Raw genomic sequence first — 24,193 nt, 5'->3', positions numbered from 1 at the left:
GGACACGTTCGGCTTTCCTCAACGTCGCGGGGCGTCGCACAGGGCTTGTACGGTTGACGCCACATCATCGAAACGGTCGACGAGGGCGTGGGCGCCGGATGCCGTCAGTTCTTCAATGCCGTGGTAACCCCAGGTCACGCCGACCGCCAACGCGCCGGCGCTGCATGCCATCATCATGTCATAGGTCGTGTCGCCGACCATGACGGTCGCGGACGGAGCAGCACCCGCATCGTCCATTGCCCGCAGGACCATGTCCGGGCTCGGCTTGCCGAGCGCCACGTCGGCGGTCTGGACGGTGACGAAGCGGCTGACCAACTGGTGGCGGGCGAGGGTCGCCAGCGCCCCCCGCCGGGACTTGCCGGTCGCCAAGCCTAGAACCCACCCTCCGTCTTCCAGCGCCTCCAGGCAGGCCAGCGCCCCCGGGTAGAGCGGCTCCGCCACCGCGCCGATGCGCCGGCTCTCCGCGAAGGCGTCGCTGTACGCGCGGGCCAGCGCTCCCCAGGCGGCGGCGTCGCCCTCGGGCAACAGTCTGGCGATCGCCTCCACCAGGGACAGGCCGACCACCCTGCGCACCGCCGCCGCGGCCGGAGGCGGATGGCCGTGAGCGGCGAACGCCGCTGCCATCGCGGCGACGATCGGCGCCTGGCCGTCCACCAACGTCCCATCGCAGTCGAACACGCACAGTCTGACCATGGCGTCAGCGCCCGGTCAACCGAACGCGAACGGAATGGACGCGGCCGCCCCGCAACAGGCGCAGTTCAAGGGTGCTGCCGACGGGCGTCAAGCCGATGTGGTTGCGCAGATCACCCGCGCCATCGACAGGCTCGCCGTCGACGGCAACGATCACGTCGCGACTTTGCAGCCCGGCTTGCGCCGCCGCGGAGCCCGGCTGGACCGCCGCCACCAGCGCCCCTGCGGCGCGATCGAGGCCGAGAGCCTCGGCGATATCGGGAGTCACGTCCTGGATCGATACGCCCAGCTGGCCGCGGTGAACGTCCCCGTAGCGGATGATCTGGTCCATGACCGCCCGCGCGATGCGGCTCGGGATCGCAAAGCCGATGCCGACGTTGCCGCCGCTCGGCGCGATGATGGCGGTGTTGATGCCGATCAAACGGCCGTGCAGATCCACAAGAGCGCCGCCGGAGTTGCCGGGGTTGATCGAGGCGTCGGTCTGGATGAAGTCCTCGAAGCCGTCGACCCGAAGGCCGCTGCGGCCGAGGGCGCTGATGATCCCCGACGTCACGGTCTGGCCGAGCCCGAACGGATTGCCGATGGCCAGAACGAAATCCCCCACCTCCAGGGCCTCCGAGTCGCCGAACGGCAACGCCGTCAGGTCCTTGGGGTCGATCTTCAGGACCGCCACGTCGGTGGCCGGATCGCTGCCCACCAGTTCCGCCTCCAGGCGGCGGCGGTCCTTCAGGGTGACCGCGATCTCGGAAGCGTTCTGGACGACGTGTTGGTTGGTGAGGACATAGCCGCCGACGGCGTCGACGATGACGCCGGAGCCGGCGCTGATGCGCGGGCGCTCTCGCGGCAAATCGTCAGGCACATTGAAAAAGCGACGAAAAAAAGGATCCCGCAGCAGCGGGTTCATCTGCACCGGTTGCCGCGACAGCACCGCGATGTTGACAACCGCCGGCGTCACCCGCCGCAGCACCGGCGCCAACGTCGGGACGTCGCCACCCGGTCCGATGGCCGGAAGAGTCGCCGCGGCGGGGACTGCCGAGACCGCCGAAAAAACGGCGAGACACGCAGCGAGAGCGAGACGGACGAGCGCCGGCCCTGACCGCCGACCACCGCCCGCCCGACTCCGCAACGGCCTCGTCATCCGCGACTGCACGATCGGATCGGTGCGCTCAACCGGGCTTCACCGAAATCGACTTCGCCGGCGCCGGCTGGCTCTTCGGAAGTCGCAAGGTCAGCACGCCGTCCTTGATCGACGCCTCTATGCCGTCTGCGTCTATCGTCTCGGACAAGGTGAATGAGCGCTCATAATCCCCATCCCGGTACTCCACGTGCGCAAGAGCGTATCCTTCCGGGGTCACGCCGCGACCCCGCCCGACCACGTTCAGGACGCGCTTGTCGAGGGTCACGTCGATGTCCTCGGGCGCGACGCTCGGCATCTCCAGCAGCAGGACCAGCGCGTCGGCTGTCTCATATATGTCGGCGGGCGGCCGGAATACCGGAACGTTGCGCGTGCTCTCGGCGCCGGTGTCTCCGGCTGCCGGCTGGTGGCTCTCGGTCATCGTCCAATCTCCTCCGTCAGCTCGCTTTGATCTGGATTCGCTTCGGCTTGTCGGCCTCCGGGCGCGGCAATTCGATGGTCAGGATGCCGTTCTGAGCCCGCGCCGTCACCCTGTCCGGATCGACGTTGAACGGCAGCGACACGGTCCGGGCGAACGGGCCGAACTCGCGCTCCTGTCGGTGATAGGCCACCTCCGACTCCGCGGTCGGCCGTTCGCGCCGTCCCTTGATGGTCAGCGTGTTCTGATGGACGGTGATCTCCAGGTCCTCCAATTGGATCCCCGGCACCTCGACCGTCGCCACGATACCGTCCGGTCCGCGCCACAGGTTCATGGGCGGAAACTCCGTCGCCTGCGGCACGCGAAAATCGCCGAACGCCCGATTGATCTCTTCCTGAAGACGCCGCAGCGGCGCGTGCGGCGCATCCCAAGGATCAACCCCATACCGGTACAACGCCATGTGTTCCCTCCTCGGTCTGGCAAGTGAAAAGCGTCACCTGCGAACCATGATGTATCGCCGACGCCGAGCGCCGCAAGACCCGTGTGTGTGCGTCGTCCGAAGTTGCGCCGGCTTTGTTAGTACCGCCCGTCTGGCGGAAACGAGCCCCCATTGTCGAAGAGGAGGCCAACAGCGAAACCGCCGCATGTGGCGGGTCTGGGCCGGCATCCAGCCTGTTTTCGGTGGGGCACTCCCGTCTGGCGGCCTGTCACCTGATCGATGCGCAGCCGCCGGGTCGGGGCCGCAAATCGTCCCCGTCGGTCTCCGAGAACCCGAAGAACCGCCACGTGGTTTTCAGGTCGTCCGGCAGCGGCGCCTCGGCGTCGAGGGTTCCGCCGGCGGGGTGAGGGATGACGATGGCGCGGGCGTGCAGGTGCAGGCGCGATCCGGACCACTGGCTGCCCGGAAAGGCGGCCGCGCCGCCGTACTTGCCGTCGCCGAGGATCGGCGTGCCCATGGCGGCGCAATGGACGCGAAGCTGGTGGGTTCGCCCGGTAACCGGCTCCAGCTCCAGCCACGCCGCCTCGCGGCCCGCCTTGGCGATGATGCGATAATCGGTGATCGCCGGGCGGCCATGCTCCGCGTCCGCCTGCACCCGCTCGCCGCCGCGGCCAAGCACCTTGGCGAGTGCGACGTCGATGCGACCCTGGGGATATGCCGGAACCCCGACCACGACCGCCCAGTAGCGCTTCTGCGCGGTCTTGGACTTGAACGCCTTGGTGAGCGCCGCCGCCGCTGCTGCGGTGCGCCCCAGCACCAGCGCGCCGGAGGTGTCGCGGTCGAGGCGGTGAACCAGGCGCGGCCGCTCGCCGCCGAAGCGAAGCACGTCCAGCATGGCGTCGAGGTGGCGGTGGGTGCGGGTTCCGCCCTGCACCGCCAGCCCGAATGGCTTGTCCAGAACGATCAGGTGATCGTCCCGGTAAAGAACGCGCCGGAGCAGTTCGTTGGCGTCCGCGGAAGCCACGGGCGGCGGCGCGGCCTTCGCGGGAGGGGGCGGCCGATCGTCGCCGAGCGGCGGCACGCGGATGCATTGGCCGGGGTCCAGCCGGCTCCCGGCTTCGGCGCGCCGGCCATCGATGCGCACCTGCCCGCCGCGCAGCCATTTCTGCAGGCGGCCGTGGGGCACCTGCGGGTAGTGCCGGCGGAACCAGCGATCGAGCCGCAAGTCCGCCTCGTCGGCGCTGACGGTGACGGTTTGCACGTGACCCATGACCTGCTGCCGTGCCAGACGCTAATCGAGCTTCAGCTCGCCGAGGTCGTCGACCACCAGGTCGGCGCCGTGCCATAGCAGCGCAGCGCGGTCGGCGCCGCGATCGACCCCGACGACGAGGCCGGCGCCGGCGCTCTTGCCGGCCTGCACCCCCACCACGCTGTCCTCGAAGACGACGCTCCGCGACGGAGCGACGCCCAACAACTCGGCGGCCTTGAGGTAGGTGTCGGGCGCCGGCTTGCCGGCCAGGCTCATGGCTGCGGCTTCGCGACCGCTGACGTTGACGTCGAACAACTCGAACAGGCCCGCCTTCTGCAGCACCGATTCGGTGTTCTTGCTGGAGGACACGACCGCCAGCAGCTTGCCGCGGGCGCGAAGTTCGCGGATCAGGCTGACCGTGGAGTCGAACAGCGGCATGCCGTCGCGGGCGAGGTGCTCCAGAAACAGGCGGTTCTTGTGGTTGCCGAGGCCGCAACAGGTGTCGGTGGTCTCGCCGTCTGTCGGCTCGCCGAACGGAATCATGATCCCGCGCGATGAGAGAAAGCCGAGGACGCCGTCGTAGCGCGGCTTGCCGTCGACGAAGTCGTGATAATCGCGCTCCGCATCGAACGGCCGGAAAGGCACGTTGTGGCGGGCGCAGAATTGCTGCAGGAAGTCGTCAAATACCTGTTTCCACAGCATCGAGTGCAAGCGGGCGGACTGGGTGATGACGCCGTCCATGTCGAACAGCATGGCGTCGAAGCCGTCGACCGCCAAGCTCAAGGCGCGCGCAGGCGCGGGGGTCCGGTTATGGTTGCGGTCGCCGACCGGCCCGCTGCGCCGTCGCCTGCTGCCGGCCGCACCCGCCTTCACGGCCACAGGTCTCAATCCCTTGGATCCTCGCCTCCAACCGAGCCGGTCGGCGTGCGTGCAGCTTTCGTCGTCAAGCAGTGCAGGCCGGCCTCCACTCTACGCGTTCGGCGTCAAACTCAAAGCCGTTTTTTCGGCGCACGTCACCAGTCTCAGGGCTGGTGCTCCTGTTCCCGCAGCCGCCGCCAGTAAGCGAGGCGCCTGGCAATCTCGGCCTCGAAGCCCCGCGCGCCCGGCCGGTAGAGCGAGCGGCGCTCCATGCCGTCGGGAAAGTAGTTCTGGCCCGAGAACCCCTGTTCGGTGTCGTGGTCGTAGACGTAGCCGTCCCCGTAGCCAAGCTCGCGCATCAGCCGCGTCGGCGCGTTGAGGATGTGCATCGGGGGCATCAGCGAGCCGGTCTCGCGCGCCGCCCGCCGCGCCGCCGCTTCGGCCTTGTAGGCGGCGTTCGATTTGGGCGCCGAGCCGAGGTAGATCACGCATTGCACCAACGCCAACTCCCCCTCCGGCGATCCCAGGCGCTCGTACGCCTCCCATGCCGCCAGGGTCTGCACCAGCGCCTGCGGTTCCGCAAGGCCGACATCCTCGACCGCGAACCGCGCCAGACGGCGGGCGATGTAGCGCGGGTCCTCGCCGCCGGCCAGCATGCGCGCGAACCAGTAGAGGGCGGCGTCGGTGTCCGAGCCGCGCAGCGACTTGTGGAGCGCGCTGATCAGGTTGAAGTGCCCCTCCTGGCTCTTGTCGTAGAGCGGCACGCGCTGCTGGACGATGGCCGCCAGCGCGCCGGTGTCGAGGCGCGGCTCCGGCGGAAGCTCCAGCAGCGCCTCGACCATGTTGTAGAGATAGCGGCCGTCGCCATCGGCCATGGCGCGGAGAGCCGCGCGCGCATCATCGTCGAGCGGCAAGGCGCGGCCGACATCCCGCTCGGCCCGCTGCAACAGGTCCTCCAGCGCATCGTCGCCGAGCCGCTTCAGGACGAACACCCTGCAGCGCGACAAGAGCGGCGCGTTGAGTTCGAAGGACGGGTTCTCGGTAGTGGCGCCGACCAGAACCACGGTGCCATTCTCGACGTACGGCAGGAAGCCGTCCTGTTGCGCGCGGTTGAACCGGTGGATTTCGTCGATGAAAAGAAGGGTGCCGCGCCCGGCCTCGCGCCGCCTGGCGGCCGCGTCGAACACCCGCCGGAGGTCCGCGACGCCGGAGAACACCGCAGAGAGCGGCTCGAAGTGCAGATCGGTGTGGGCCGCGAGCAGGCGGGCGATGGTGGTCTTGCCGGAGCCGGGCGGACCCCAGAGGACCATGGAGCCGAGATGGCGGCCGGCGATCATCCGCCCGATCGGACCGTCCGCCGACAGCAGATGATCTTGCCCGGCGACCTCATCCAGCGCTGACGGGCGCAGGCGATCGGCGAGCGGCCGCGGCGCCTGGTGTTCGAACAGACTCGGCGTGGCGGTCAGGCCTCGGCTGCCGCCTGTTCCGCCGCCGCAACGCGCGCCCGATCCTCGGCTCCCTTGACCTCCGGATCGCGGTCGACCAGTTCGATCACCGCGACCGGCGCGTTGTCGCCGCGGCGGAACCCGGCCTTGAGAACGCGCGTGTAGCCTCCCGGCCGGGCCTGGTAGCGCGCCGCCAGGGTCTCGAACAGCTTGCGGAGCACCACGTCATCGCCGAGGAACGAGGCCGCCCGGCGGCGGGCATGCAGATCGCCGCGCTTGCCGAGAGTGATCATGCGCTCCGCGAAGCGGCGCAGTTCCTTGGCCTTCGGCAAGGTCGTCGTGATCTGCTCGTGCTTGAGCAGCGAGACCGTCATGTTGGCAAACATGGCTTGCCGGTGGGTGCTGGTCCTGTTCAGCTTCCGGCCGCTCATACGATGTCGCATCGTTCAACTCCTGACGCGCCGCTTTTGCGCGGCTCTTTTGTTAGGCTAATGCTTTAACCAGCTCACCCTAGTGCAGCGGTGCATTCAAGAATGCGCCATTGCTGCACGAACCTTTTGATTCTGGTGCACACATGTCCGTTCGAGTGAATCACTCGAATGGGTCTGTGCGCTAGTACGGTTCCTCCAGGCGCTTGGCCAGGTCTTCGATGTTTTCCGGCGGCCAGTTGGTGATCTCCATGCCAAGCTGCAGGCCCATCTGCTGGAGCACTTCCTTGATCTCATTGAGCGACTTGCGGCCGAAGTTGGGGGTGCGCAACATGTCGGCCTCAGACTTCTGAACCAGATCCCCGATGTAGATGATGTTGTCGTTCTTGAGGCAGTTGGCGGAACGCACCGACAACTCCAACTCGTCCACCTTGCGCAGGAGATTGCGGTTGAACGGCAGCTCGTCGCGGCGCTCCTCTTCCACCGCCAGGTGCGGTTCCTCGAAGTTGATGAAGAGTTGCAACTGGTCCTGCAGGATGCGGGCCGCCAGGGCCACCGAGTCTTCAGGCGTCACCGCGCCGTTGGTGGTTACCTCCAGCGACAGCTTGTCGTGGTCGGTCACTTGCCCGACGCGGGTGTTCTCCACCTTGTAAGCGACCTTGCGCACCGGCGAGAAAATGGCGTCCACCGGGATCAGGCCGATGGGCGAATCCTCGGAGCGGGCGCCTGCCGCCGCGACATAGCCCTTGCCGTTCTCCACCGTCATCTCCATGGCGAGATGCGCGCCGTCGTCGAGGGTGCAGATGACCAGGTCCGGGCTCATCACCTCGATGTCGTGGCCGCTGTCGATCATGGAAGCGGTCACTTCACAGGGACCGTCGGCGCGCAGATAGATGCGCTTCGGCCCCTCTCCGCTCATCCTGAGCGCCAGGGTCTTGATGTTGAGCACGATATCGGTGACGTCCTCGCGGACGCCAGGGATAGTCGAGAACTCGTGCAATACGCCGTCGATCTGGATCGCGGTCACCGCGGCACCCTGCAGCGATGACAGCAGAACCCGCCGTAGCGCGTTGCCGAGAGTCAAGCCGAAGCCCCGCTCCAGCGGCTCCGCGACGATCGTCGCCCGGCGCCGCGGGTCGGTTCCCGGCGTGACATCCAGCTTTGAAGGTTTGATCAATGCCTGCCAGTTCTTTTGAATCACTTGCAGCACCTCACGAGGCAAAAACAGAAAAACGAGGACCGGCGGAACCACCCTTACGGCTTCCGCAACGGAGCCTCGCCAATGACTTCGGGGCGGCCGGCCCCGGCGCAAGCAGCACCGGCGCGCGCTGCGCTAGACCCTCCGGCGTTTCCGCGGGCGGCAACCGTTGTGGGGAATCGGCGTCACGTCCCGGATCGCGGTGATGACGAACCCGGCGGACTGCAGAGCCCGCAGCGCAGACTCCCGCCCGGATCCCGGCCCCTTCACTTCCACTTCCAACGTCTTCATGCCGTGCTCCGCCGCCTTGCGCCCGGCATCCTCGGCGGCGACCTGCGCCGCGTACGGCGTCGATTTCCGCGACCCCTTGAAGCCTTGCGAGCCGGACGAGGACCACGAGATGGCGTTGCCCTGGGCGTCGGTGATGGTGATCAATGTATTGTTGAACGTGGCGTTGATGTGCGCCACGCCCGAAGTGATGTTCTTGCGCTCGCGGCGACGCGGGCGCTGCGGTGCTTTCGCCATATGTGTATCCCGTCGAACTTATTTGCCAGGTTTCTTCTTGCCGGCGATCGGCCGAGCCTTGCCCTTGCGGGTGCGGGCATTGGTGTGCGTGCGCTGACCGTTGACGGGCAGACCGCGCCGGTGGCGAAGCCCCCGGTAGCACCCGAGGTCCATCAGGCGCTTGATGTTCATCGCCGTCTCGCGACGAAGGTCGCCTTCGACCTTGTGCTCGCCGTCGATGGTCGAGCGCAGCCGCATGACCTCGTCATCGCTCAACTGGTTGACCCGCCGCTCGGGCGTAATGCCGAGATCCGCGCAAATCTTCTGCGCGGTCGTGCGTCCGATACCGTGAATGTAGGTCAGGGCGACCTCGACGCGCTTTCCCGTCGGAATGTTGACACCAGCAATCCGCGCCACGTTGCGCTCTCCTCGCGTTCTTTCGCCGAATTTCCAATGAAGCCCGCCGGGACAATAGATGGCGGATTATAGAGGTGTCTACCCCCTAGTCAACCTGTCCGCCCTCGGCAATCAGGTTCTCCAACTGTTTCGTCACGTTTTCGATGGCCGCCATGCCGTCGACGGACCGCACCAGTCCGCGCTTCTTGTAGTACTCGAGGATCGGCTTGGTCTCGGCATGATAGGCTTTCAGGCGCGTCCGCACCGTCTCGGCATTGTCGTCGGGGCGCCGGGCAAACTCGGTGTTGCCGCAGAAATCGCAGACGCCCTCCACCTCCGGCCGCTGGAACCGCTCATGGTAGCCGGCGCCGCAGCGGGTGCAGGTGAAACGGCCGCAGATGCGCTCGATCATCGCATCGTCTTCGACCTCCATGGAGATCACGTGATCGAGGGTCATGTCCTTTTCGCGAAGCATCAAGTCCAGCGCCTCGGCCTGCGCGACCGTGCGCGGGAACCCGTCGAGGATGAAACCGTTGCGGCAGTCGTCCTTGTCGATCCGCATTGCGATGATGCCAACCACCAGCGCGTCCGGCACCAGTTGGCCCGCCTTCATGATGGCGTCCGCTTCACTGCCGAGTTCGGATCCCGCCGCGACTTCGGCGCGCAGCATATCGCCCGTCGCCAACTGCACGATGCCGAGCTTTTGCTGCAGAACCTTGGCTTGGGTCCCTTTGCCGGCCCCTGGCGGCCCGAACAGTATCAACCTCATCCGCGCCTCCCCCTCAGCTTGCTTTTCTTGATCAGCCCTTCGTACTGGTGCGCCAACAGGTGCGAATGAATCTGCGCCACCGTGTCCATGGTCACCGTCACCACGATCAGCAGGCTCGTGCCGCCAAAGTAGAACGGCACGGCGTAGCGCGAAATCAGAAGCTCCGGCAGCAGGCAGACGATGGCGAGGTACCCGGCGCCGATCACCGTCAGGCGCGTCAGAACCTTGTCGAGATACTCGGTGGTGCTGCGACCGGGACGGATGCCGGGAATGAATCCGCCGTGCTTCTTCAAGTTATCGGCGGTGTCGGCCGGATTGAACACGACGGCCGTGTAGAAGAACGCGAAGAACACGATGAGGCTGACGTAGATGCCGAGGTAGAGCGGCTGGCCGTGCCCCAGATACGCCGCCGCCGTGGTCAACCACTCCGGCCCCTGCCCGGACGCGAAGCCCATGATGGTGATCGGCATCAGCAGCAGCGACGAGGCGAAGATCGGCGGGATTACTCCGGCGGTATTCAGCTTGAGTGGGAGGTGGGTGCTCTCCCCCATCGACATGCGGTTGCCGTGCTGGCGTTTCGGGTATTGCACGACGATGCGGCGCTGGGCGCGCTCCATGAACACGACGAAGAAGATCACCGCCACCGCCATCACCAGCAAGGTGACGATAAACGCGGCCGACAGCGCGCCGGTGCGCCCCAGTTCCAGGGTCGAGGCGATGCCGGTCGGGAGGCCGGCGACGATGCCGGCAAAGATGATCAGCGAAATGCCGTTGCCGACGCCGCGGGCGGTGATCTGCTCGCCGAGCCACATCAGGAACATGGTGCCGCCGACCAGGGTGATGACGGTGGTGAACCGGAAGAACAGGCCCGGTTCGTGCACCGCCATGCCCATGCTGGACTGCATGCCTTCGAGACCGATGGCCAGAGCATAGGCCTGGACGGTGGTGATCAGCACCGTCAGGTAGCGGGTGTACTGATTGATCCGCTTGCGGCCGCTCTCGCCTTCCTTCTTGAGCTGCTCGAGGGTCGGCACCACGGCAGTCATCAGCTGCATGATGATGGACGCGGAGATGTACGGCATGATGTTGAGGGCGAAGATGGTCATGCGCTCCAGCGCCCCGCCCGCGAACATGTTGAACATGCCGAGAATGCCGCCGGCCTGGCGCGAGAAGATGTCGCCGATGACGCTGGGGTCGATGCCGGGGAGCGGGATGTAGGTGCCGATGCGATAGACGATGAGCGCGCCGAGGGTGAACCAGATGCGCTTCTTGAGCTCGGTCGCCTTGCCGAGGGCGCCGAAGTTCAAGTTGGCGGCAAGTTGCTCCGCAGTGGACGCCATCGCGCGCGTTTCGCCCTATGACTTTTTCGGCTTGTCGCCGGATGACTCGGCCGGCTTGCCGCCGGATGACTCCGTCGGCTTGTCGCCGGATGACTCTGTCGGCTTGTCGCCGGATGACTTTGCCGGCTTGCCGCCGGATGACTCTGTCGGCTTGTCGCCGGCCGGCGGCGCGTCCGCAGCCGGCTCTGACGGAGCCGCCTCAGTGTCGGTTGCCGTACCGGGGTCACCACCACTCACCGTGACGCTGCCGCCCGCTTTCTCCACGGCCGCGATCGCGCCCTTCGATGCGCCGGTCACCGTCACCTGCAAGGCTTTCGTCAGCTCCCCCTTCGCGAGCAGGCGGACACCGTCGCGGCGCCGGCGAAACAGCCCGGCCTTCTGCATGGCCGCTTCGTCGATCGCTGCACCCGCATCGAGCTTGCCCGCATCCAACGCGCGCTCCAGGATGCCGAGGTTGATCTCCACGAATTCCCGCCGGTTCGGCTTCTTGAAGCCACGCTTCGGCAGGCGGCGGTAGAGCGGCATCTGGCCGCCCTCGAAGCCGATGCGGGGACCGCTGCCGCTCCGCGCCTTCTGACCCTTGTGGCCCTTGCCGGCGGTCTTCCCAAGGCCGGAGCCGATGCCGCGCCCGACCCGCTTGCGCGGCGTGCGGGCGCCTGGATTGTCACGGATCTCGTTGAGTTTCATTGTCGTCCGTTCCTCGGTCTTGACCGCGGTACCGCAGCGTTAGGAGACCTCTTCAACCCGAACCAGATGCCGGATCTTGTTGACCATGCCGCGCACCGCCGGAGTGTCCTGCAGCTCGCGGCTGCGATGCAACTTGTTGAGCCCGAGACCGATCAGGGTCGCCCGCTGATCACCCCTGCGCCCGATCGGGCTCTGCACCTGGGTGACGCGAATGCGGCTCGTTGAAGTGTTTGCCATGGGCTCACCCTCGCGCCGCGGTGGCCGGCGGCGCGCTGCCGGGCTCGCTGCGCCGAGAGACGATCTCGCTGACCTTCTTGCCGCGCTTGCTGGCCACCTGACGGGGCGAAGCGCAATTGGTCAGAGCGTCGAAAGTGGCGCGCACCATGTTGTACGGGTTGGCAGTACCCAGCGATTTCGCCACCACGTCCTGAACGCCCATGGTCTCGAACACCGCGCGCATCGGCCCGCCGGCGATGATGCCCGTGCCGGCCGGCGCCGCCCGCAACACGACCTTGCCGGCGCCGTAATGGCCGCCCACGTCGTGGTGCAGGGTTCGCCCGTCGCGGAGAGGCACGCGCACCATGGTGTACTTGGCGCGATCCGTTGCCTTGCGGATGGCTTCGGGCACCTCGCGCGCCTTGCCGGTGCCGAAGCCGACGCGGCCGCGACCGTCTCCGACCACCACAAGGGCCGCGAACGAGAACCGCCGACCGCCCTTGACCACCTTGGCGACACGGTTGATGTGCACGAGCTTGTCCTTGAACTCGGACTCTTCGGGTTGCTCCCTCCGGCTTTCATCGCGCCGGGACGAGGGTCTGCGCGCCATGCCTCTAACTCCCTAAAACTTCAGCCCGGTCTCGCGCGCGGCGTCGGCCAGCGCCTGCACCCGGCCATGGTAGCGATAGCCGCCACGGTCGAAAACCACCTCCGTCACGCCGGCCGCCAGCGCCCGTTCGGCCACCAACGCGCCGACGGCCTTGGCGGCGGCGCGATCGGCGCCGGTGCCGATCTTGCTCTTGACGTCGCTTTCAAGGGTGGACGCAGCGGCGACGGTGCGCCCCTGGCGGTCGTCGATCACCTGGGCATAGATGTGCTTCGAGGACCGGAACACGGACAGCCGCGGCCGCTCGCTGGATCGCTGGCGGAGCCGGTAGCGGGTGCGGCGCCGGCGGCGCCCAAACAACTCGGATTTGGTTGTCATTGCTACTTCTTCTTGCCTTCCTTGCGTCGAACGAACTCGTCGTCGTACCGGACGCCCTTGCCCTTGTACGGCTCGACCTTGCGGAACGAGCGGATCTCGGCCGCCACCTGACCGACCTTCTGCTTGTCGGCGCCGGACACCACGATGTGGGTCTGGTCCGGACAGGCGATGGTGATGCCTTCCGGCGCCGGATAGCGGATCTCGTGGCTGTAGCCCAACTGCAGGACCACATCCTTGCCCTGCATCTGTGCCCGGTAGCCGACCCCTTGCAACTCGAGCCGGCGCGTGAATCCGGCAGTGACCCCGATCACCAGATTGTAGATCAGCGCTCGCGCCGTTCCCCACATCATGCGGGCGCGCTTGGAGTCGTTCCGCGGCCGCACGACGACTTGTGCGCCCTCCTGCTGAACCTCCACGTCGTCGGTCAGGCGCGTCGCTAACTCACCGAGCTTGCCCTTGACCTTGACCACGATCCCGTCGATCGCCACCTCGACGCCGTTCGGCACCGTGATGGGACTGCTACCGACTCGCGACATTACGCTCGTTCCTTCGTGCTCCAGTGCAGCGGCGCGTTCGAAGAATGCACCAGTGCTGCACGTAACCTCTTGATGCTTGTGCACACGACGACCGATTCCACTGAACCATTCCAATGGGCATGTGCGCTAGCCGCTTCTAGAATACCTGGCACAGAACCTCGCCGCCGACGTTCTGCTGCCGCGCTTCGGCATCGGACAGGACGCCCCGCGGAGTAGACAGGATGGAAATCCCAAGCCCGTTGTACACCCGCGGCAAGTCCTTGATCTTCGCGTACACGCGCCGGCCCGGCTTGGAGACGCGGCTGATCTGGCGAATCACCGGCTCACCTTCATGGTACTTGAGCTCGATCTTGATCTCGCCGATTCCGGGGCGCACCTCGTACTGCGAATGCCCGCGGATGTAGCCCTCCCGCTCCAAGACATCGAGCACGTGGCTTCGCAGCCGAGACGCAGGTGCCACCACCATCGTCTTGCGCGCCCGCTGGCCGTTGCGGATGCGGGTCAACATGTCGCCGAGGGGATCCGTCATCGACATTGTGCGTTCTCTCTCCTCCTGTCGCCCGGTCGTCTACCAGCTCGACTTGACCATGCCGGGGATCTGACCGGTCGACGCCAGGTCGCGCAGCGCGATCCTGGACAGCTTGAATTTGCGATAGTTGCCGCGGGGACGGCCCGTCAACTCGCACCGAAGACGGATGCGGACCGGCGCCGAATTGCGCGGCAGCGCCGCAAGCTTGAGGCGCGCCCGAAACTGCTCTTCCATGGGCAGGGACTCATCGCTGGCGGCGGCCTTGAGGCGCGCCCGCTTGCCGGCGAACCGCTTCGCCATGCGCTCGCGCTTCTTACCCCGCTCGATGAGGCTCTTCTTCGCCATGCTTCAGTTTCCTTCCAATTGCTGAACGGCCTTGTTGCTTTAGCGCCTAGTTGCTGAACGGCATGTCGAACGCCTTCAGCAAGGCCAACGCCTCGGCATTGGTTTTCGCGGTCGTGCAGATCACCACGTCGAGGCCGCGGATCTGATCGACCTTGTCGTAGTCGATCTCCGGAAAGATGATCTGCTCCTTGATGCCCATCGCGAAGTTGCCGCGCCCGTCGAAGCTCTTGCGCGACAAGCCGCGGAAGTCCCGCACCCGCGGCAGCGCAATCGTCACCAGGCGGTCGAGAAACTCGTACATGCGGTCGCGGCGAAGCGTCACCCTGCAGCCGATCGCCATGCCCTCCCGCAGCTTGAACTGCGCCACGGACTTGCGGGCGTGGTTCACCACCGGCTTCTGGCCGGCGATCAGGGTCATGTCGCTGACCGCTGCGTCCACCCTTTTGCGGTCCTGAGCCCCCTCGCCTACCCCCATGTTGAGGACGATCTTGGTGAGCCGCGGCACCTGCATCGGGTTCGCATACGTGAACTGCTCGACCATCGCCGGGCGCACGGTCTTGACGTAGTGTTCCTTGAGGCGTGCCATCGGGCTCTCCGCTACCTGTCGATGATCTCGCCGGAACGCTTGGCGAACCGGACCTTGCGGCCGTCATCGAGGAACTTGAACCCGACCCGCGTCGGCTTGCCGTCGCCCGGATCCGCGTGCGCCAGGTTCGACACATGAACCGGCGCCTCCTTCTCGACGATGCCGCCCTGGGTCGTCTGGGTCGGCCGCGTATGCCGCTTGACCATGTTGACGCCCTGAACGATCGCGCGCTCCTCCTTCGGCATCATTTTCAGGACCTCGCCGGTCCGCCCCTTGCCGCGCCCGGTGAGCACGACTACGCGATCGCCCTTTCTGATCTTGCTCGCCATCTACAGAACCTCCGGGGCCAGAGAGATGATCTTCATGTATCCTCTGGACCTGAGCTCGCGCGTGACCGGGCCGAAAATGCGGGTGCCGACCGGCTCGCCCTGTTTGTTGATCAACACCGCCGCATTGCGGTCGAAGCGGATCGCCGAGCCATCGGCGCGGCGCACGTCCTTGGCGGTGCGCACCACCACGGCCTGCAGCACGTCGCCCTTCTTGACCCGACCGCGGGGAATGGCCTCCTTGACGGTGACGACGATGACATCACCGACTCCTGCGAACCGGCGCCTGGAGCCGCCGAGCACGCGAATGCACCGCACGCGGCGGGCGCCCGAGTTGTCCGCGACATCCAAGTCGGTCTCTACCTGTATCATCCCCGTCTTCCTTCATTGGCGCGGACATCATCCGGTTGGGCTCGGCTTCGCCCAGGCCGGTTCAGTCCAGCGTCGTTCGGCTGCGGTGGGCCGCGCACGGCGCGTCCCGGCGCTGCTCAGCCGGTTTCGGCCTCGCTCAGAACTTCCCAGCACTTGCGTTTCGACAGCGGCCGGCACTCGCGGATCCGCACGCGGTCGCCGATCTTGACCGCGTTGGCCTCATCGTGGGCCAGGTACTTCTTCGAGCGGCGGACGATCTTCTTATACAGCGGATGCATGACGCGGCGCTCCACACTGACGACGACCGTCTTATCCATGCGGTCGCTGACCACCAACCCGTGCATCACTCGCCTTGGCATTCGTCTCTCTCCGGTTCTCTCTCAAACTGGCGCGGCCCTCGTCGCGAGGCCGTCACGACGCCGCCGGAGCCGGCTGGCTCCGCACGCGACGCTCGCCCAAAATCGTCTTGACCCGCGCGATGTCACGGCGCACCTGGCGTCGGCGGGCGGTGTTCTCCAACTGGCCGCTGGCGGCCTGGAAGCGCAGGTTGAAGGACTCTTTCCGCAACTGCAGCAACTGGTCCTTCAACTCGTCGTCGCTCCTGGACTTCAAATCCTGACTCTTCACCGGCTCAGACCTCCTCGCCCATGCGCGCCACGAACCGTGTCCGGCACGGCAGCTTGGCCGCCGCAAGCCGGAACGCCTCGCGGGCGACGAGCGCCGGGACGCCGTCGACCTCGAACATGATCCGCCCCGGCTTGACCTTGGAGATCCAGAACTCGGGCGCGCCCTTGCCGCCGCCCATGCGCACCTCTGCGGGCTTGCTGGACACCGGAACATCGGGGAAGACGCGGATCCAGACGCGGCCGGTACGGCGCATGTGGCGGGTGATGGCGCGCCGCGCAGCCTCGATCTGCCGCGCGGTGATCCGCCCCGTGGTCGTGGCCTTGAGACCAAACGCACCGAAGTTGAGTTCGGTGCCGCTGGACGCCAGACCGCGAACCCGTCCCTTCTGTTGCTTGCGGTATTTCGTGCGTTTTGGACTCAGCATGATGTGCCGTCGCTTACCTTGTTGGCCGTCGCCGTCGCCGTCGCTTTATCGGGCATCGCTAGCGGCTCGGTTGTTGTTCTTGAGCGCGCTTGTCGAGCGCCATGGGATCGTGGGCCAGGATATCGCCCTTGTAGACCCACACCTTGACGCCGCAGACGCCATAGGTGGTCTTGGCCATCGCCTCGCCGTAGTCCAGGTGAGCGCGCAGCGTGTGCAGCGGCACCCTCCCCTCGCGGTACCAGACGGAGCGCGCGATCTCGGCGCCGCCGAGACGCCCGGCGCAGTTGATGCGGATGCCTTGGGCGCCGAGCCGCATCGCCGATTGCACCGCCCGCTTCATCGCGCGGCGCGTCGACACCCGCCGCTCCAACTGCTGCGCCACGTTTTCGGCGACAAGCTGCGCCTCGGTCTCCGGCTTGCGGATCTCGACGATGTTGAGGTGCACGTCGGCGCCGGTCATCGTCGACAATTCCCGCCGCAGCTTCTCGATGTCGGCGCCCTTCTTGCCGATCACCACCCCCGGCCGCGCCGTGTGGATGGTGATGCGGGCCCTCTTCGCCGGCCGCTCGATGATGATCCGCGACACGCCGGCCTGCGCCAGGCGCTTGCGCAACAGCGCCCGGATCTTCAGGTCCTCGTGCAGCAGACCAGCGTAGCTTTCGTCGGCGAACCACCGCGAATCCCACGTGCGGTTGATGCCGAGGCGCAGCCCTATCGGATTAACCTTGTGGCCCATCAGTCGTAATCCTCCGCGCGCTCGCGCACCACCACCCGCAAGTTGCTGAACGGCTTCTCGATGCGCCCGACCCGGCCGCGGGCTCGCGGCCTAAAGCGCTTCATCACCATGGTCCGGCCCACCGTCGCCTCGGCGACGAACAACCGGTCCACGTCGAGGTAGTGGTTGTTTTCGGCGTTGGCGATGGCCGACTGCAAGACCTTCCGCACCTCGCCGGCGACGCGCCGACGGTTGAACTGAAGTTCCGCCAGCGCCCGGCCGCAGCTCAAGCCGCGAATGCTCTCCGCCACCAGGTTCAGCTTGCGCGGGCTGGTGCGGATATGGCGGGCGCAGGCCAAGGCCTCGTTGTCCCCCAGCGCCCGTTCGGCAGCCGGCTTGCCCATGATCAGGCTCTCCTTGCTTTCTTGTCGGCAGCGTGGCCGTGGAAGGTCCGGCTTGGCGAGAACTCGCCGAACTTGTGACCGACCATGTTCTCGGTCACCAGCACCGGCACGAACTTGCGGCCGTTGTAGACGCCGAAGGTCAGACCGACGAACTGCGGCAGGATGGTAGAGCGCCGCGACCAGGTACGGATCACCTCCTTGCGTCCGGAGCCATGCACCTTCTCGGCCTTCTTCAACAGATAGCCGTCCACGAACGGGCCTTTCCAAACTGAACGCGGCACGACCGCTCTCCTCTATCTCTTCTTGCTGTGACGGCGGCGAATGATCAGCGCGTCCGTCTTCTTGTTGTTGCGGGTCCGCTTGCCCTTGGTCGGCTTGCCCCAGGGCGTGACCGGATGGCGGCCGCCCGAAGTGCGGCCTTCGCCGCCGCCGTGCGGATGGTCAACCGGGTTCATCGCCACGCCGCGCACGGCCGGCCGCTTACCGAGCCACCGGTTGCGCCCCGCCTTGCCGAGCTTGACGTTCTGCTGATCCGGATTGGAAACGGCGCCGATGGTCGCCATGCACTCCGCCCGCACCATCCGCAACTCGCCCGACGAGAGGCGGAGCTGGGCGTAGCCCTGGTCCTTGCCGATGAGCTGGGCGTAGGTGCCGGCGGCGCGAGCGATCTGGCCGCCGCGGCCGAGCTTCATCTCCACATTGTGGATGATGGTCCCGACCGGAATGTTCTGCATCGGCATGGCGTTGCCGGGCTTGATGTCCGCTTGCCGCGCCGACAGCACCTGATCCCCAACCGCCAGGCGCTGCGGCGCCAGGATGTAGGCGAGTTCCCCGTCCTCGTACTTGATCAGGGCGATGAACGCAGTGCGGATCGGATCGTACTCCAGGCGCTCCACGGTCGCCGGCACATCGAACCGGGTGCGCCGGAAATCGACCAGTCGATAGCGCCGCTTGTGGCCGCCGCCCCGACGCCGCGCCGTGATGCGACCGAGATTGTTGCGGCCGGCGTGCTTGTGCAGACCCTCGGTCAGCGACTTCTCCGGCTTGCCCTTCCAGAGCGTCGAGCGATCGACCAGGACCAGTCCGCGGCGGCCCGGTGTTACCGGCTTATGCTGTTTCAGTGCCATTGCTACAGCCCCGTCGTCACGTCGATGGAATCGCCCTCGACAAGGGTGACGATCGCCTTCTTTGTGTCGACCCGCCGCCCGGGCCGGCCCTTGAAGCGCTTGGTCTTGCCCTTGCTGCGCAAAGTGTTGACCGCCTTGACCTTGACCTTGAACAGGTCCTCGACCGCCGCCTTGATCTCCGGCTTGCTGGCGTCGAGCGCCACCTTGAAGGTGACCTGATTGAATTCGCCGATCACTGTCGCTTTTTCGGTGATCACCGGCCGCCGGATGATCTCGTACTTTCGTTCCGTACTGAGACTGATGGGAGCACGAATATATCGCTTGGTCATTTCAACCGCTCCACCAGCTTGTCGACCGCAGCCCGGGTCAGCACCAGGGTGTTCCGGCGCAGGATGTCGTAGACGTTGGCGCCGCGCGTCGGCAGCACGTCGACGCCCACCAGATTGCGCGCCGCTCGGGCGAAGCCGGCGTCCACCGCATCGCCGTCGATCACCAGGACCGACCGCCAGCCGAGCGACTTGGCATAGTCAGCCAGAATCCGGGTCTTCGGTTCGCTCATCTGCGCCGTGTCCAGCACCACCAGATCGCCGGCCGCGCACTTGGCCGACAACGCCGTCTTGAGCGCGAGACGCCGCACCTTCTTCGGCAGGTCATGGGCGTGGTCGCGCACCTTCGGACCGAAGGCGACGCCACCGCCCCGTTGATGCGGCCCCTTGCGCGAGCCCTGCCGCGCCCGGCCGGTACCCTTCTGGCGGAACGGCTTGGCCGAGGTCAGCGCGACCTCGTTCCGGGACTTGACCTTGTGGGTGCCGGCGCGCCGCTTCGCCAACTGCCAGTTGACGCAGCGGGCGAGGATGTCAGGGCGCACGGCGACGCCGAATACGGCCTCGTCGAGCTCCACCGTATCCACGGTCTCGTTCTCAAAATTGACGACGTCGCACTGCATCGTTCCGTCCTATTCCTGCACGCCCGCGCCGTCGGCGGCCGTCGCCTCGGCAGGCGGCGGCGCATCTCCATTGGCGCCGCGGATCGCCGCCGGGAAGGGAAGGCCCTCTGGCATCCGCCGCTTGACGGCGTCCCTGATCAGCACATAGCCGCCGTCCGAGCCCGGCACCGCGCCGGCCACGAAGATCAAGCCACGATCGGCATCGGTTTGCGCGACCGTGAGACTGTGGACGGTCGCCCGCTTGTTACCCATTTGCCCGGCCATCTTCTTGCCCTTGAACACCTTGCCCGGATCCTGACACTGGCCGGTCGAGCCAAGGCTGCGATGGCTGATGGAGACGCCGTGGGACGCCCGCAATCCATGGAAGCCATGCCGCTTCATGCCGCCCGCGAAGCCCTTGCCGAGCGAGGTGCCGGTCACGTCGACCCGCTGCCCGGCAACGAAATGATCGGCGCTGAGTTCGGCGCCGACATCGACCAGCCCGTCCTGTTCAACCCGAAACTCCGCCAAGTAACGCTTCGGCTCGACTTTCGCCTTGGCGAAGTGGCCGCGCTGCGGCTTGGTGACGTTCTTGACCTTGGCCGTGCCGCAGCCGAGCTGCAGCGCCCAATACCCGTCGCGCTCGGCCGTCCGCTGCGCCACCACCTGGCAGGCGTCCACCTTCAGCACGGTCACGGGCACATGGGTGCCGTCGTCGCGAAAGACGCGCGACATGCCGAGTTTTTGTGCGATCAGTCCGGTGCGCATGATCAAGTCCAGGTCCGTTCGGCCGATGTGTTCTTTACAGCTTGATTTCCACGTCGACCCCGGCGGCGAGGTCCAGCTTCATGAGCGCGTCGACGGTCTGCGGCGTCGGATCAACGATATCGAGCACCCGCTTGTGGGTGCGGATCTCGAACTGCTCCCGCGACTTCTTGTCGATGTGCGGCGAGCGCAGCACCGTGAAGCGCTCCATGCGGGTCGGGAGCGGGATCGGACCGATGACCTGCGCACCGGTGCGACGGGCGGTGTTGACGATCTCGCGCGCCGACTGATCGAGCACGCGATGATCGAACGCCTTGAGCCCGATGCGAATGTTCTGGTTTTCCATGTCCGAAACCCTGGTCTCCCTGTTGCGGCCGATGCTTCCCCGGCCGGGCCCGCTAATCTGCTATTCGATGATCTTGGCGACGACGCCGGCGCCGACGGTGCGGCCGCCCTCGCGGATGGCGAAGCGGAGCCCCTCGTCCATGGCGATCGGCGAGATGAGTTGCACCTCCATCGAGATGTTGTCCCCCGGCATCACCATCTCCGTCCCCGACGGCAGGTTCACCGTCCCGGTCACGTCCGTGGTCCGGAAGTAGAACTGCGGGCGGTAGTTGGCGAAGAACGGCGTGTGGCGGCCGCCCTCGTCCTTCGTCAGGATGTACGCCTCGCACGAGAACTTGGTGTGCGGCGTGATCGTCCCCGGCTTGGCCAGAACCTGGCCGCGCTCCACGTCGTCGCGCTTGGTGCCGCGCAGAAGAACCCCGATGTTGTCGCCCGCCTCGCCCTGATCCAGAAGCTTCCGGAACATCTCGACGCCCGTGCAGATCGTCTTGGTCGTCGGCCGGATGCCGACGATCGCCACCTCCTCGCCGACCTTGATGATGCCGCGCTCGACCCGGCCGGTCACCACCGTGCCGCGCCCGGAGATCGAGAACACGTCTTCGATCGGCATCAGGAACGGCTGGTCCTTGGGCCGCTCCGGCTGCGGAATGTAGCTGTCAACCGCCTCCATCAGCTCCAGGATCGAGCTCTTGCCCATCGTCCGGTCGCCGCCCTCCAAAGCAAACAGCGCCGAGCCCTTGACGATCGGAATGTCGTCCCCCGGAAAATCATAGCTCGACAAAAGCTCCCGAAGCTCCAGCTCCACCAGCTCCAAAAGCTCCGGATCGTCGACCTGGTCCACCTTGTTCAAATACACAACAATCGCCGGAACACCCACCTGGCGCGCCAGAAGAATGTGCTCGCGGGTCTGCGGCATCGGCCCGTCCGCCGCCGACACCACCAAGATCGCCCCGTCCATCTGCGCCGCGCCCGTGATCATGTTCTTCACGTAGTCCGCATGGCCCGGACAATCCACATGCGCATAGTGCCGGTTCGCCGTCTCGTACTCCACATGCGCCGTCGAAATCGTGATCCCGCGCGCCTTCTCCTCCGGCGCCTTGTCGATCTGGTCGAACGGAATGAACGACGCCCCACCCGTCTCCGCCAAAATCTTGGTGATCGCCGCCGTCAACGTCGTCTTGCCATGATCCACATGACCAATCGTCCCAACATTGCAGTGCGGCTTCGTCCGCTGAAACTTCGCCTTCGCCATGACTGTCGCTGCTCCGTTACCGTGTGTTCCGGCAATAACCTGCCAGCCGTTATCCTGCCAGCCGTTGCCGGACTTCCTCCGAGATTTGCTGCGGAACTTCCGCGTAGCGGTCAAATTCCATGTGGTACTGGGCGCGCCCCTGACTCATCGAGCGCAGCGTATTGACGTACCCGAACATGTTCGAGAGCGGCACCAGCGCCGTGATCACCCGCGCGTTGCCGCGCTGGTCCATGTTCGAGATCTGGCCGCGGCGGCTGTTGAGGTCGCCGATGATGTCGCCCATGTAGTCCTCCGGCGTCACCACCTCGACCCGCATCAGCGGCTCCAGCAGCTTGGGCCCGGCCTTGGCCATGCCCTCGCGGAACGCTGCCCGCGCCGCGATCTCGAAGGCCAGCACGCTGGAGTCGACGTCGTGCGACGCGCCATCGACCAGCGTCGCCTTGAAGTCGATCACCGGGAACCCGGTTAGAACGCCCGATTCGCGCGCCAAAGTCAGGCCCTTCTGCACCCCCGGAATGAACTCCCGCGGCACGGATCCGCCGACTACGGCGCTTTCGAACTGGAAACCGGAGCCCGGCTCCAGCGGATCGAAATGAATCTCGACCCGCGCAAACTGGCCGGCGCCGCCGGTCTGTTTCTTGTGGGTGTAGTCCACCTCGTAGTGCCGCGAGATGGTCTCGCGATAGGCCACCTGCGGCGCGCCGACGTTGGCGTCTACCTTGTATTCCCGCTTCATGCGGTCGACGAGGATCTCCAGGTGCAACTCGCCCATGCCCTTGATGACCGTCTGCCCGCTCTCGGGATCGGAGGTCACCCGGAACGACGGGTCTTCGCTGGCGAGGCGGGAGAGCGCGACGCCCATCTTTTCCTGGTCGCCCTTGGTCTTCGGCTCGACCGCGACCTCGATCACTGGCTCCGGAAACTCCATGCGCTCGAGCACCACCGGATGCTTCGGATCGCACAGCGTGTCGCCGGTGGTGGTCTGCTTGAGGCCGGCCAAGGCTACGATGTCGCCGGATCGCGCTTCCTTGATGTCCTCGCGGGTGTTCGCGTGCATCAACAGCATGCGGCCGACCCGTTCCTGCTTTTCCTTGATGGTGTTGCGGATCATGTCGCCCGTGTTGACGACGCCGGAATAGATGCGAATGAACGTCAGGCTGCCGACGAACGGATCGCTCATGATCTTGAACGCCAGCGCCGAGAACGGCTCCTCGTCCGAGTTGTGGCGTTTGATCTCGTCGTCCGTGCCGTGCTTTACCCCCTTGATCGCCTCCACGTCGGTCGGCGACGGAAGGAAGTCGACGACCGCGTCGAGCAGCGGCTGCACGCCTTTGTTCTTGAATGCGGTGCCGCACACGACCGGGACGAAGACGTTGCCGATGGTGCCCTTCCGGATGCAGCGGATCAGGGTCGCTTCATCGGGCTCGTTGCCTTCCAGATAGGCTTCCAGCGCCGCTTCGTCCTGTTCGACCACGGCCTCGATCAGCCGATGCCGGTAGTCCGCCGCCTGGTCCGCAAGGTCGGCAGGAATGTCACCAACCACGAACTCCGCCCCGAGGGATTCGTCCTTCCAGACAATGCCCTTCATGCGCAGCAGGTCGACCACGCCGGCGAAATCCTGCTCGCTGCCGATCGGCAACTGCAAAACCACCGGCAGGGCGCCGAGGCGCTCGCGGATCATGTCGATACAGCGAAAGTAGTCCGCGCCCATGCGATCCAGCTTGTTGACGAAGCAGAGCCGCGGCACCCCGTATTTGTCGGCCTGCCGCCACACCGTCTCCGACTGCGGCTCGACCCCGGCAACGCCATCGAACACGGTGACCGCGCCGTCGAGCACCCGCAGGCTGCGCTCCACCTCGATGGTGAAGTCCACGTGACCCGGGGTGTCGATGATGTTGATGCGGTGTTCGCGCCACGAGCAGGTGGTCGCCGCCGACGTGATCGTGATGCCCCGCTCCTGCTCCTGCTCCATCCAGTCCATGGTGGCGGTGCCCTCGTGGACCTCGCCGATCTTGTAGGACCGTCCGGTGTAGAAGAGGATGCGCTCGGTCGTCGTCGTCTTGCCGGCATCGATGTGAGCCATGATGCCGATGTTGCGATAACGATCGAGGGGGGTTGTGCGCGGCATGGCCGTAAACCGTTCTGCGACTAGGACCGG

The 24,193-nt window shown here is 66.2% G+C and carries 36 protein-coding genes; all 36 read right to left on the bottom strand.

Features of this window, described 5'->3' with window-relative positions; all coding sequences use genetic code 11:
- Nucleotides 1-18: 18 nt before the first annotated feature.
- Nucleotides 19-693, bottom strand: a complete 675-nt coding sequence (locus IPM60_06715; GenBank protein ID MBK8907589.1) for an HAD-IA family hydrolase — start codon at nt 691-693, stop codon at nt 19-21.
- A 4-nt stretch (nt 694-697) separates the two neighbouring features.
- Nucleotides 698-1,828 (bottom strand): Do family serine endopeptidase, encoded by a 1,131-nt coding sequence (locus tag IPM60_06710; protein ID MBK8907588.1) that lies wholly within the window; start codon nt 1,826-1,828, stop codon nt 698-700.
- Nucleotides 1,829-1,856: 28 nt separating this feature from the next.
- Nucleotides 1,857-2,246, bottom strand: a complete 390-nt coding sequence (locus IPM60_06705; protein MBK8907587.1) for an Hsp20/alpha crystallin family protein — start codon at nt 2,244-2,246, stop codon at nt 1,857-1,859.
- A gap of 16 nt (nt 2,247-2,262) precedes the next feature.
- The gene (locus tag IPM60_06700) at nt 2,263-2,703 is read right to left on the bottom strand and encodes an Hsp20/alpha crystallin family protein (protein ID MBK8907586.1); all 441 of its coding nucleotides are present in this window, start codon (nt 2,701-2,703) and stop codon (nt 2,263-2,265) included.
- A 247-nt stretch (nt 2,704-2,950) separates the two neighbouring features.
- The gene (locus IPM60_06695; GenBank protein ID MBK8907585.1) at nt 2,951-3,952 is read right to left on the bottom strand and encodes an RluA family pseudouridine synthase; all 1,002 of its coding nucleotides are present in this window, start codon (nt 3,950-3,952) and stop codon (nt 2,951-2,953) included.
- 21 nt (nt 3,953-3,973) lie between these two features.
- Nucleotides 3,974-4,684 (bottom strand): HAD-IA family hydrolase, encoded by a 711-nt coding sequence (locus IPM60_06690; protein MBK8907584.1) that lies wholly within the window; start codon nt 4,682-4,684, stop codon nt 3,974-3,976.
- A 269-nt stretch (nt 4,685-4,953) separates the two neighbouring features.
- Entirely contained in the window at nt 4,954-6,255 is a 1,302-nt protein-coding gene (locus IPM60_06685) for a replication-associated recombination protein A (GenBank protein MBK8907583.1), read from the bottom strand.
- Nucleotides 6,252-6,665 carry a 50S ribosomal protein L17 gene (gene rplQ, locus IPM60_06680; protein ID MBK8907582.1) on the bottom strand — a complete coding sequence of 138 codons (414 nt, stop codon included), beginning with the start codon at nt 6,663-6,665 and terminating at the stop codon, nt 6,252-6,254. Before rplQ ends, IPM60_06685 begins: the two co-directional genes overlap by 4 nt.
- A gap of 181 nt (nt 6,666-6,846) precedes the next feature.
- Nucleotides 6,847-7,863 carry a DNA-directed RNA polymerase subunit alpha gene (locus tag IPM60_06675; protein ID MBK8907581.1) on the bottom strand — a complete coding sequence of 339 codons (1,017 nt, stop codon included), beginning with the start codon at nt 7,861-7,863 and terminating at the stop codon, nt 6,847-6,849.
- 132 nt (nt 7,864-7,995) lie between these two features.
- Nucleotides 7,996-8,385, bottom strand: a complete 390-nt coding sequence (rpsK, locus tag IPM60_06670) for a 30S ribosomal protein S11 (protein MBK8907580.1) — start codon at nt 8,383-8,385, stop codon at nt 7,996-7,998.
- Between the two features lie 18 nt (nt 8,386-8,403).
- A complete protein-coding gene (gene rpsM, locus IPM60_06665; protein MBK8907579.1) occupies nt 8,404-8,781 on the bottom strand; it encodes a 30S ribosomal protein S13 in 378 nt (125 codons plus the stop codon).
- A gap of 85 nt (nt 8,782-8,866) precedes the next feature.
- Nucleotides 8,867-9,529 (bottom strand): adenylate kinase, encoded by a 663-nt coding sequence (locus IPM60_06660; protein MBK8907578.1) that lies wholly within the window; start codon nt 9,527-9,529, stop codon nt 8,867-8,869.
- Complete coding sequence (secY, locus tag IPM60_06655; protein MBK8907577.1) at nt 9,526-10,869, bottom strand: preprotein translocase subunit SecY; 1,344 nt, start codon at nt 10,867-10,869, stop codon at nt 9,526-9,528. Before secY ends, IPM60_06660 begins: the two co-directional genes overlap by 4 nt.
- Before the next feature lie 15 nt (nt 10,870-10,884).
- Complete coding sequence (locus IPM60_06650; GenBank protein MBK8907576.1) at nt 10,885-11,556, bottom strand: 50S ribosomal protein L15; 672 nt, start codon at nt 11,554-11,556, stop codon at nt 10,885-10,887.
- A 39-nt stretch (nt 11,557-11,595) separates the two neighbouring features.
- The gene (gene rpmD / locus IPM60_06645; GenBank protein ID MBK8907575.1) at nt 11,596-11,793 is read right to left on the bottom strand and encodes a 50S ribosomal protein L30; all 198 of its coding nucleotides are present in this window, start codon (nt 11,791-11,793) and stop codon (nt 11,596-11,598) included.
- Between the two features lie 4 nt (nt 11,794-11,797).
- A complete protein-coding gene (gene rpsE / locus IPM60_06640; protein MBK8907574.1) occupies nt 11,798-12,382 on the bottom strand; it encodes a 30S ribosomal protein S5 in 585 nt (194 codons plus the stop codon).
- A 12-nt stretch (nt 12,383-12,394) separates the two neighbouring features.
- On the bottom strand, nt 12,395-12,757 hold the full coding sequence (gene rplR, locus IPM60_06635; protein ID MBK8907573.1) for a 50S ribosomal protein L18: 363 nt from the start codon (nt 12,755-12,757) through the stop codon (nt 12,395-12,397).
- 2 nt (nt 12,758-12,759) lie between these two features.
- Nucleotides 12,760-13,293, bottom strand: coding sequence for a 50S ribosomal protein L6 (gene rplF / locus IPM60_06630; protein MBK8907572.1), 534 nt, complete (start codon nt 13,291-13,293; stop codon nt 12,760-12,762).
- Between the two features lie 136 nt (nt 13,294-13,429).
- Nucleotides 13,430-13,828: a 30S ribosomal protein S8 gene (gene rpsH / locus IPM60_06625; GenBank protein ID MBK8907571.1), complete on the bottom strand. Its 399-nt coding sequence runs from the start codon at nt 13,826-13,828 to the stop codon at nt 13,430-13,432.
- A 33-nt stretch (nt 13,829-13,861) separates the two neighbouring features.
- Nucleotides 13,862-14,167, bottom strand: coding sequence for a 30S ribosomal protein S14 (rpsN, locus tag IPM60_06620; protein ID MBK8907570.1), 306 nt, complete (start codon nt 14,165-14,167; stop codon nt 13,862-13,864).
- Between the two features lie 46 nt (nt 14,168-14,213).
- Entirely contained in the window at nt 14,214-14,753 is a 540-nt protein-coding gene (gene rplE, locus IPM60_06615; protein MBK8907569.1) for a 50S ribosomal protein L5, read from the bottom strand.
- 11 nt (nt 14,754-14,764) lie between these two features.
- Complete coding sequence (rplX, locus tag IPM60_06610; protein MBK8907568.1) at nt 14,765-15,082, bottom strand: 50S ribosomal protein L24; 318 nt, start codon at nt 15,080-15,082, stop codon at nt 14,765-14,767.
- Nucleotides 15,083-15,451: a 50S ribosomal protein L14 gene (gene rplN / locus IPM60_06605; GenBank protein ID MBK8907567.1), complete on the bottom strand. Its 369-nt coding sequence runs from the start codon at nt 15,449-15,451 to the stop codon at nt 15,083-15,085.
- A 116-nt stretch (nt 15,452-15,567) separates the two neighbouring features.
- A complete protein-coding gene (rpsQ, locus tag IPM60_06600) occupies nt 15,568-15,810 on the bottom strand; it encodes a 30S ribosomal protein S17 (GenBank protein MBK8907566.1) in 243 nt (80 codons plus the stop codon).
- Between the two features lie 52 nt (nt 15,811-15,862).
- Nucleotides 15,863-16,078 carry a 50S ribosomal protein L29 gene (rpmC, locus tag IPM60_06595; protein MBK8907565.1) on the bottom strand — a complete coding sequence of 72 codons (216 nt, stop codon included), beginning with the start codon at nt 16,076-16,078 and terminating at the stop codon, nt 15,863-15,865.
- Between the two features lie 4 nt (nt 16,079-16,082).
- Nucleotides 16,083-16,502, bottom strand: a complete 420-nt coding sequence (gene rplP, locus IPM60_06590; GenBank protein MBK8907564.1) for a 50S ribosomal protein L16 — start codon at nt 16,500-16,502, stop codon at nt 16,083-16,085.
- Between the two features lie 58 nt (nt 16,503-16,560).
- The gene (rpsC, locus tag IPM60_06585; protein ID MBK8907563.1) at nt 16,561-17,238 is read right to left on the bottom strand and encodes a 30S ribosomal protein S3; all 678 of its coding nucleotides are present in this window, start codon (nt 17,236-17,238) and stop codon (nt 16,561-16,563) included.
- The gene (gene rplV / locus IPM60_06580) at nt 17,238-17,621 is read right to left on the bottom strand and encodes a 50S ribosomal protein L22 (GenBank protein MBK8907562.1); all 384 of its coding nucleotides are present in this window, start codon (nt 17,619-17,621) and stop codon (nt 17,238-17,240) included. The genes rpsC and rplV overlap by 1 nt, the downstream gene beginning before the upstream one ends.
- A 2-nt stretch (nt 17,622-17,623) precedes the next feature.
- Nucleotides 17,624-17,902, bottom strand: coding sequence for a 30S ribosomal protein S19 (gene rpsS / locus IPM60_06575; protein MBK8907561.1), 279 nt, complete (start codon nt 17,900-17,902; stop codon nt 17,624-17,626).
- Between the two features lie 12 nt (nt 17,903-17,914).
- Entirely contained in the window at nt 17,915-18,748 is an 834-nt protein-coding gene (rplB, locus tag IPM60_06570) for a 50S ribosomal protein L2 (protein MBK8907560.1), read from the bottom strand.
- A 2-nt stretch (nt 18,749-18,750) separates the two neighbouring features.
- Nucleotides 18,751-19,077, bottom strand: coding sequence for a 50S ribosomal protein L23 (locus IPM60_06565; GenBank protein ID MBK8907559.1), 327 nt, complete (start codon nt 19,075-19,077; stop codon nt 18,751-18,753).
- Entirely contained in the window at nt 19,074-19,694 is a 621-nt protein-coding gene (gene rplD / locus IPM60_06560; protein ID MBK8907558.1) for a 50S ribosomal protein L4, read from the bottom strand. Before rplD ends, IPM60_06565 begins: the two co-directional genes overlap by 4 nt.
- Nucleotides 19,695-19,703: 9 nt before the next feature.
- Nucleotides 19,704-20,441, bottom strand: coding sequence for a 50S ribosomal protein L3 (rplC, locus tag IPM60_06555; GenBank protein MBK8907557.1), 738 nt, complete (start codon nt 20,439-20,441; stop codon nt 19,704-19,706).
- 34 nt (nt 20,442-20,475) lie between these two features.
- Complete coding sequence (rpsJ, locus tag IPM60_06550; GenBank protein MBK8907556.1) at nt 20,476-20,784, bottom strand: 30S ribosomal protein S10; 309 nt, start codon at nt 20,782-20,784, stop codon at nt 20,476-20,478.
- Between the two features lie 60 nt (nt 20,785-20,844).
- Nucleotides 20,845-22,035 (bottom strand): elongation factor Tu, encoded by a 1,191-nt coding sequence (gene tuf, locus IPM60_06545; GenBank protein MBK8907555.1) that lies wholly within the window; start codon nt 22,033-22,035, stop codon nt 20,845-20,847.
- A 49-nt stretch (nt 22,036-22,084) separates the two neighbouring features.
- Complete coding sequence (fusA, locus tag IPM60_06540; protein ID MBK8907554.1) at nt 22,085-24,163, bottom strand: elongation factor G; 2,079 nt, start codon at nt 24,161-24,163, stop codon at nt 22,085-22,087.
- Nucleotides 24,164-24,193 lie beyond the last annotated feature (30 nt).

The organism is Rhodospirillales bacterium, assembly GCA_016710335.1.
Lineage (GTDB): Bacteria > Pseudomonadota > Alphaproteobacteria > Rhodospirillales > Defluviicoccaceae > JADJXQ01.
Note: the sequence above shows the minus strand (reverse complement) of the source record. Positions and strands in the feature narration are given on the sequence as shown.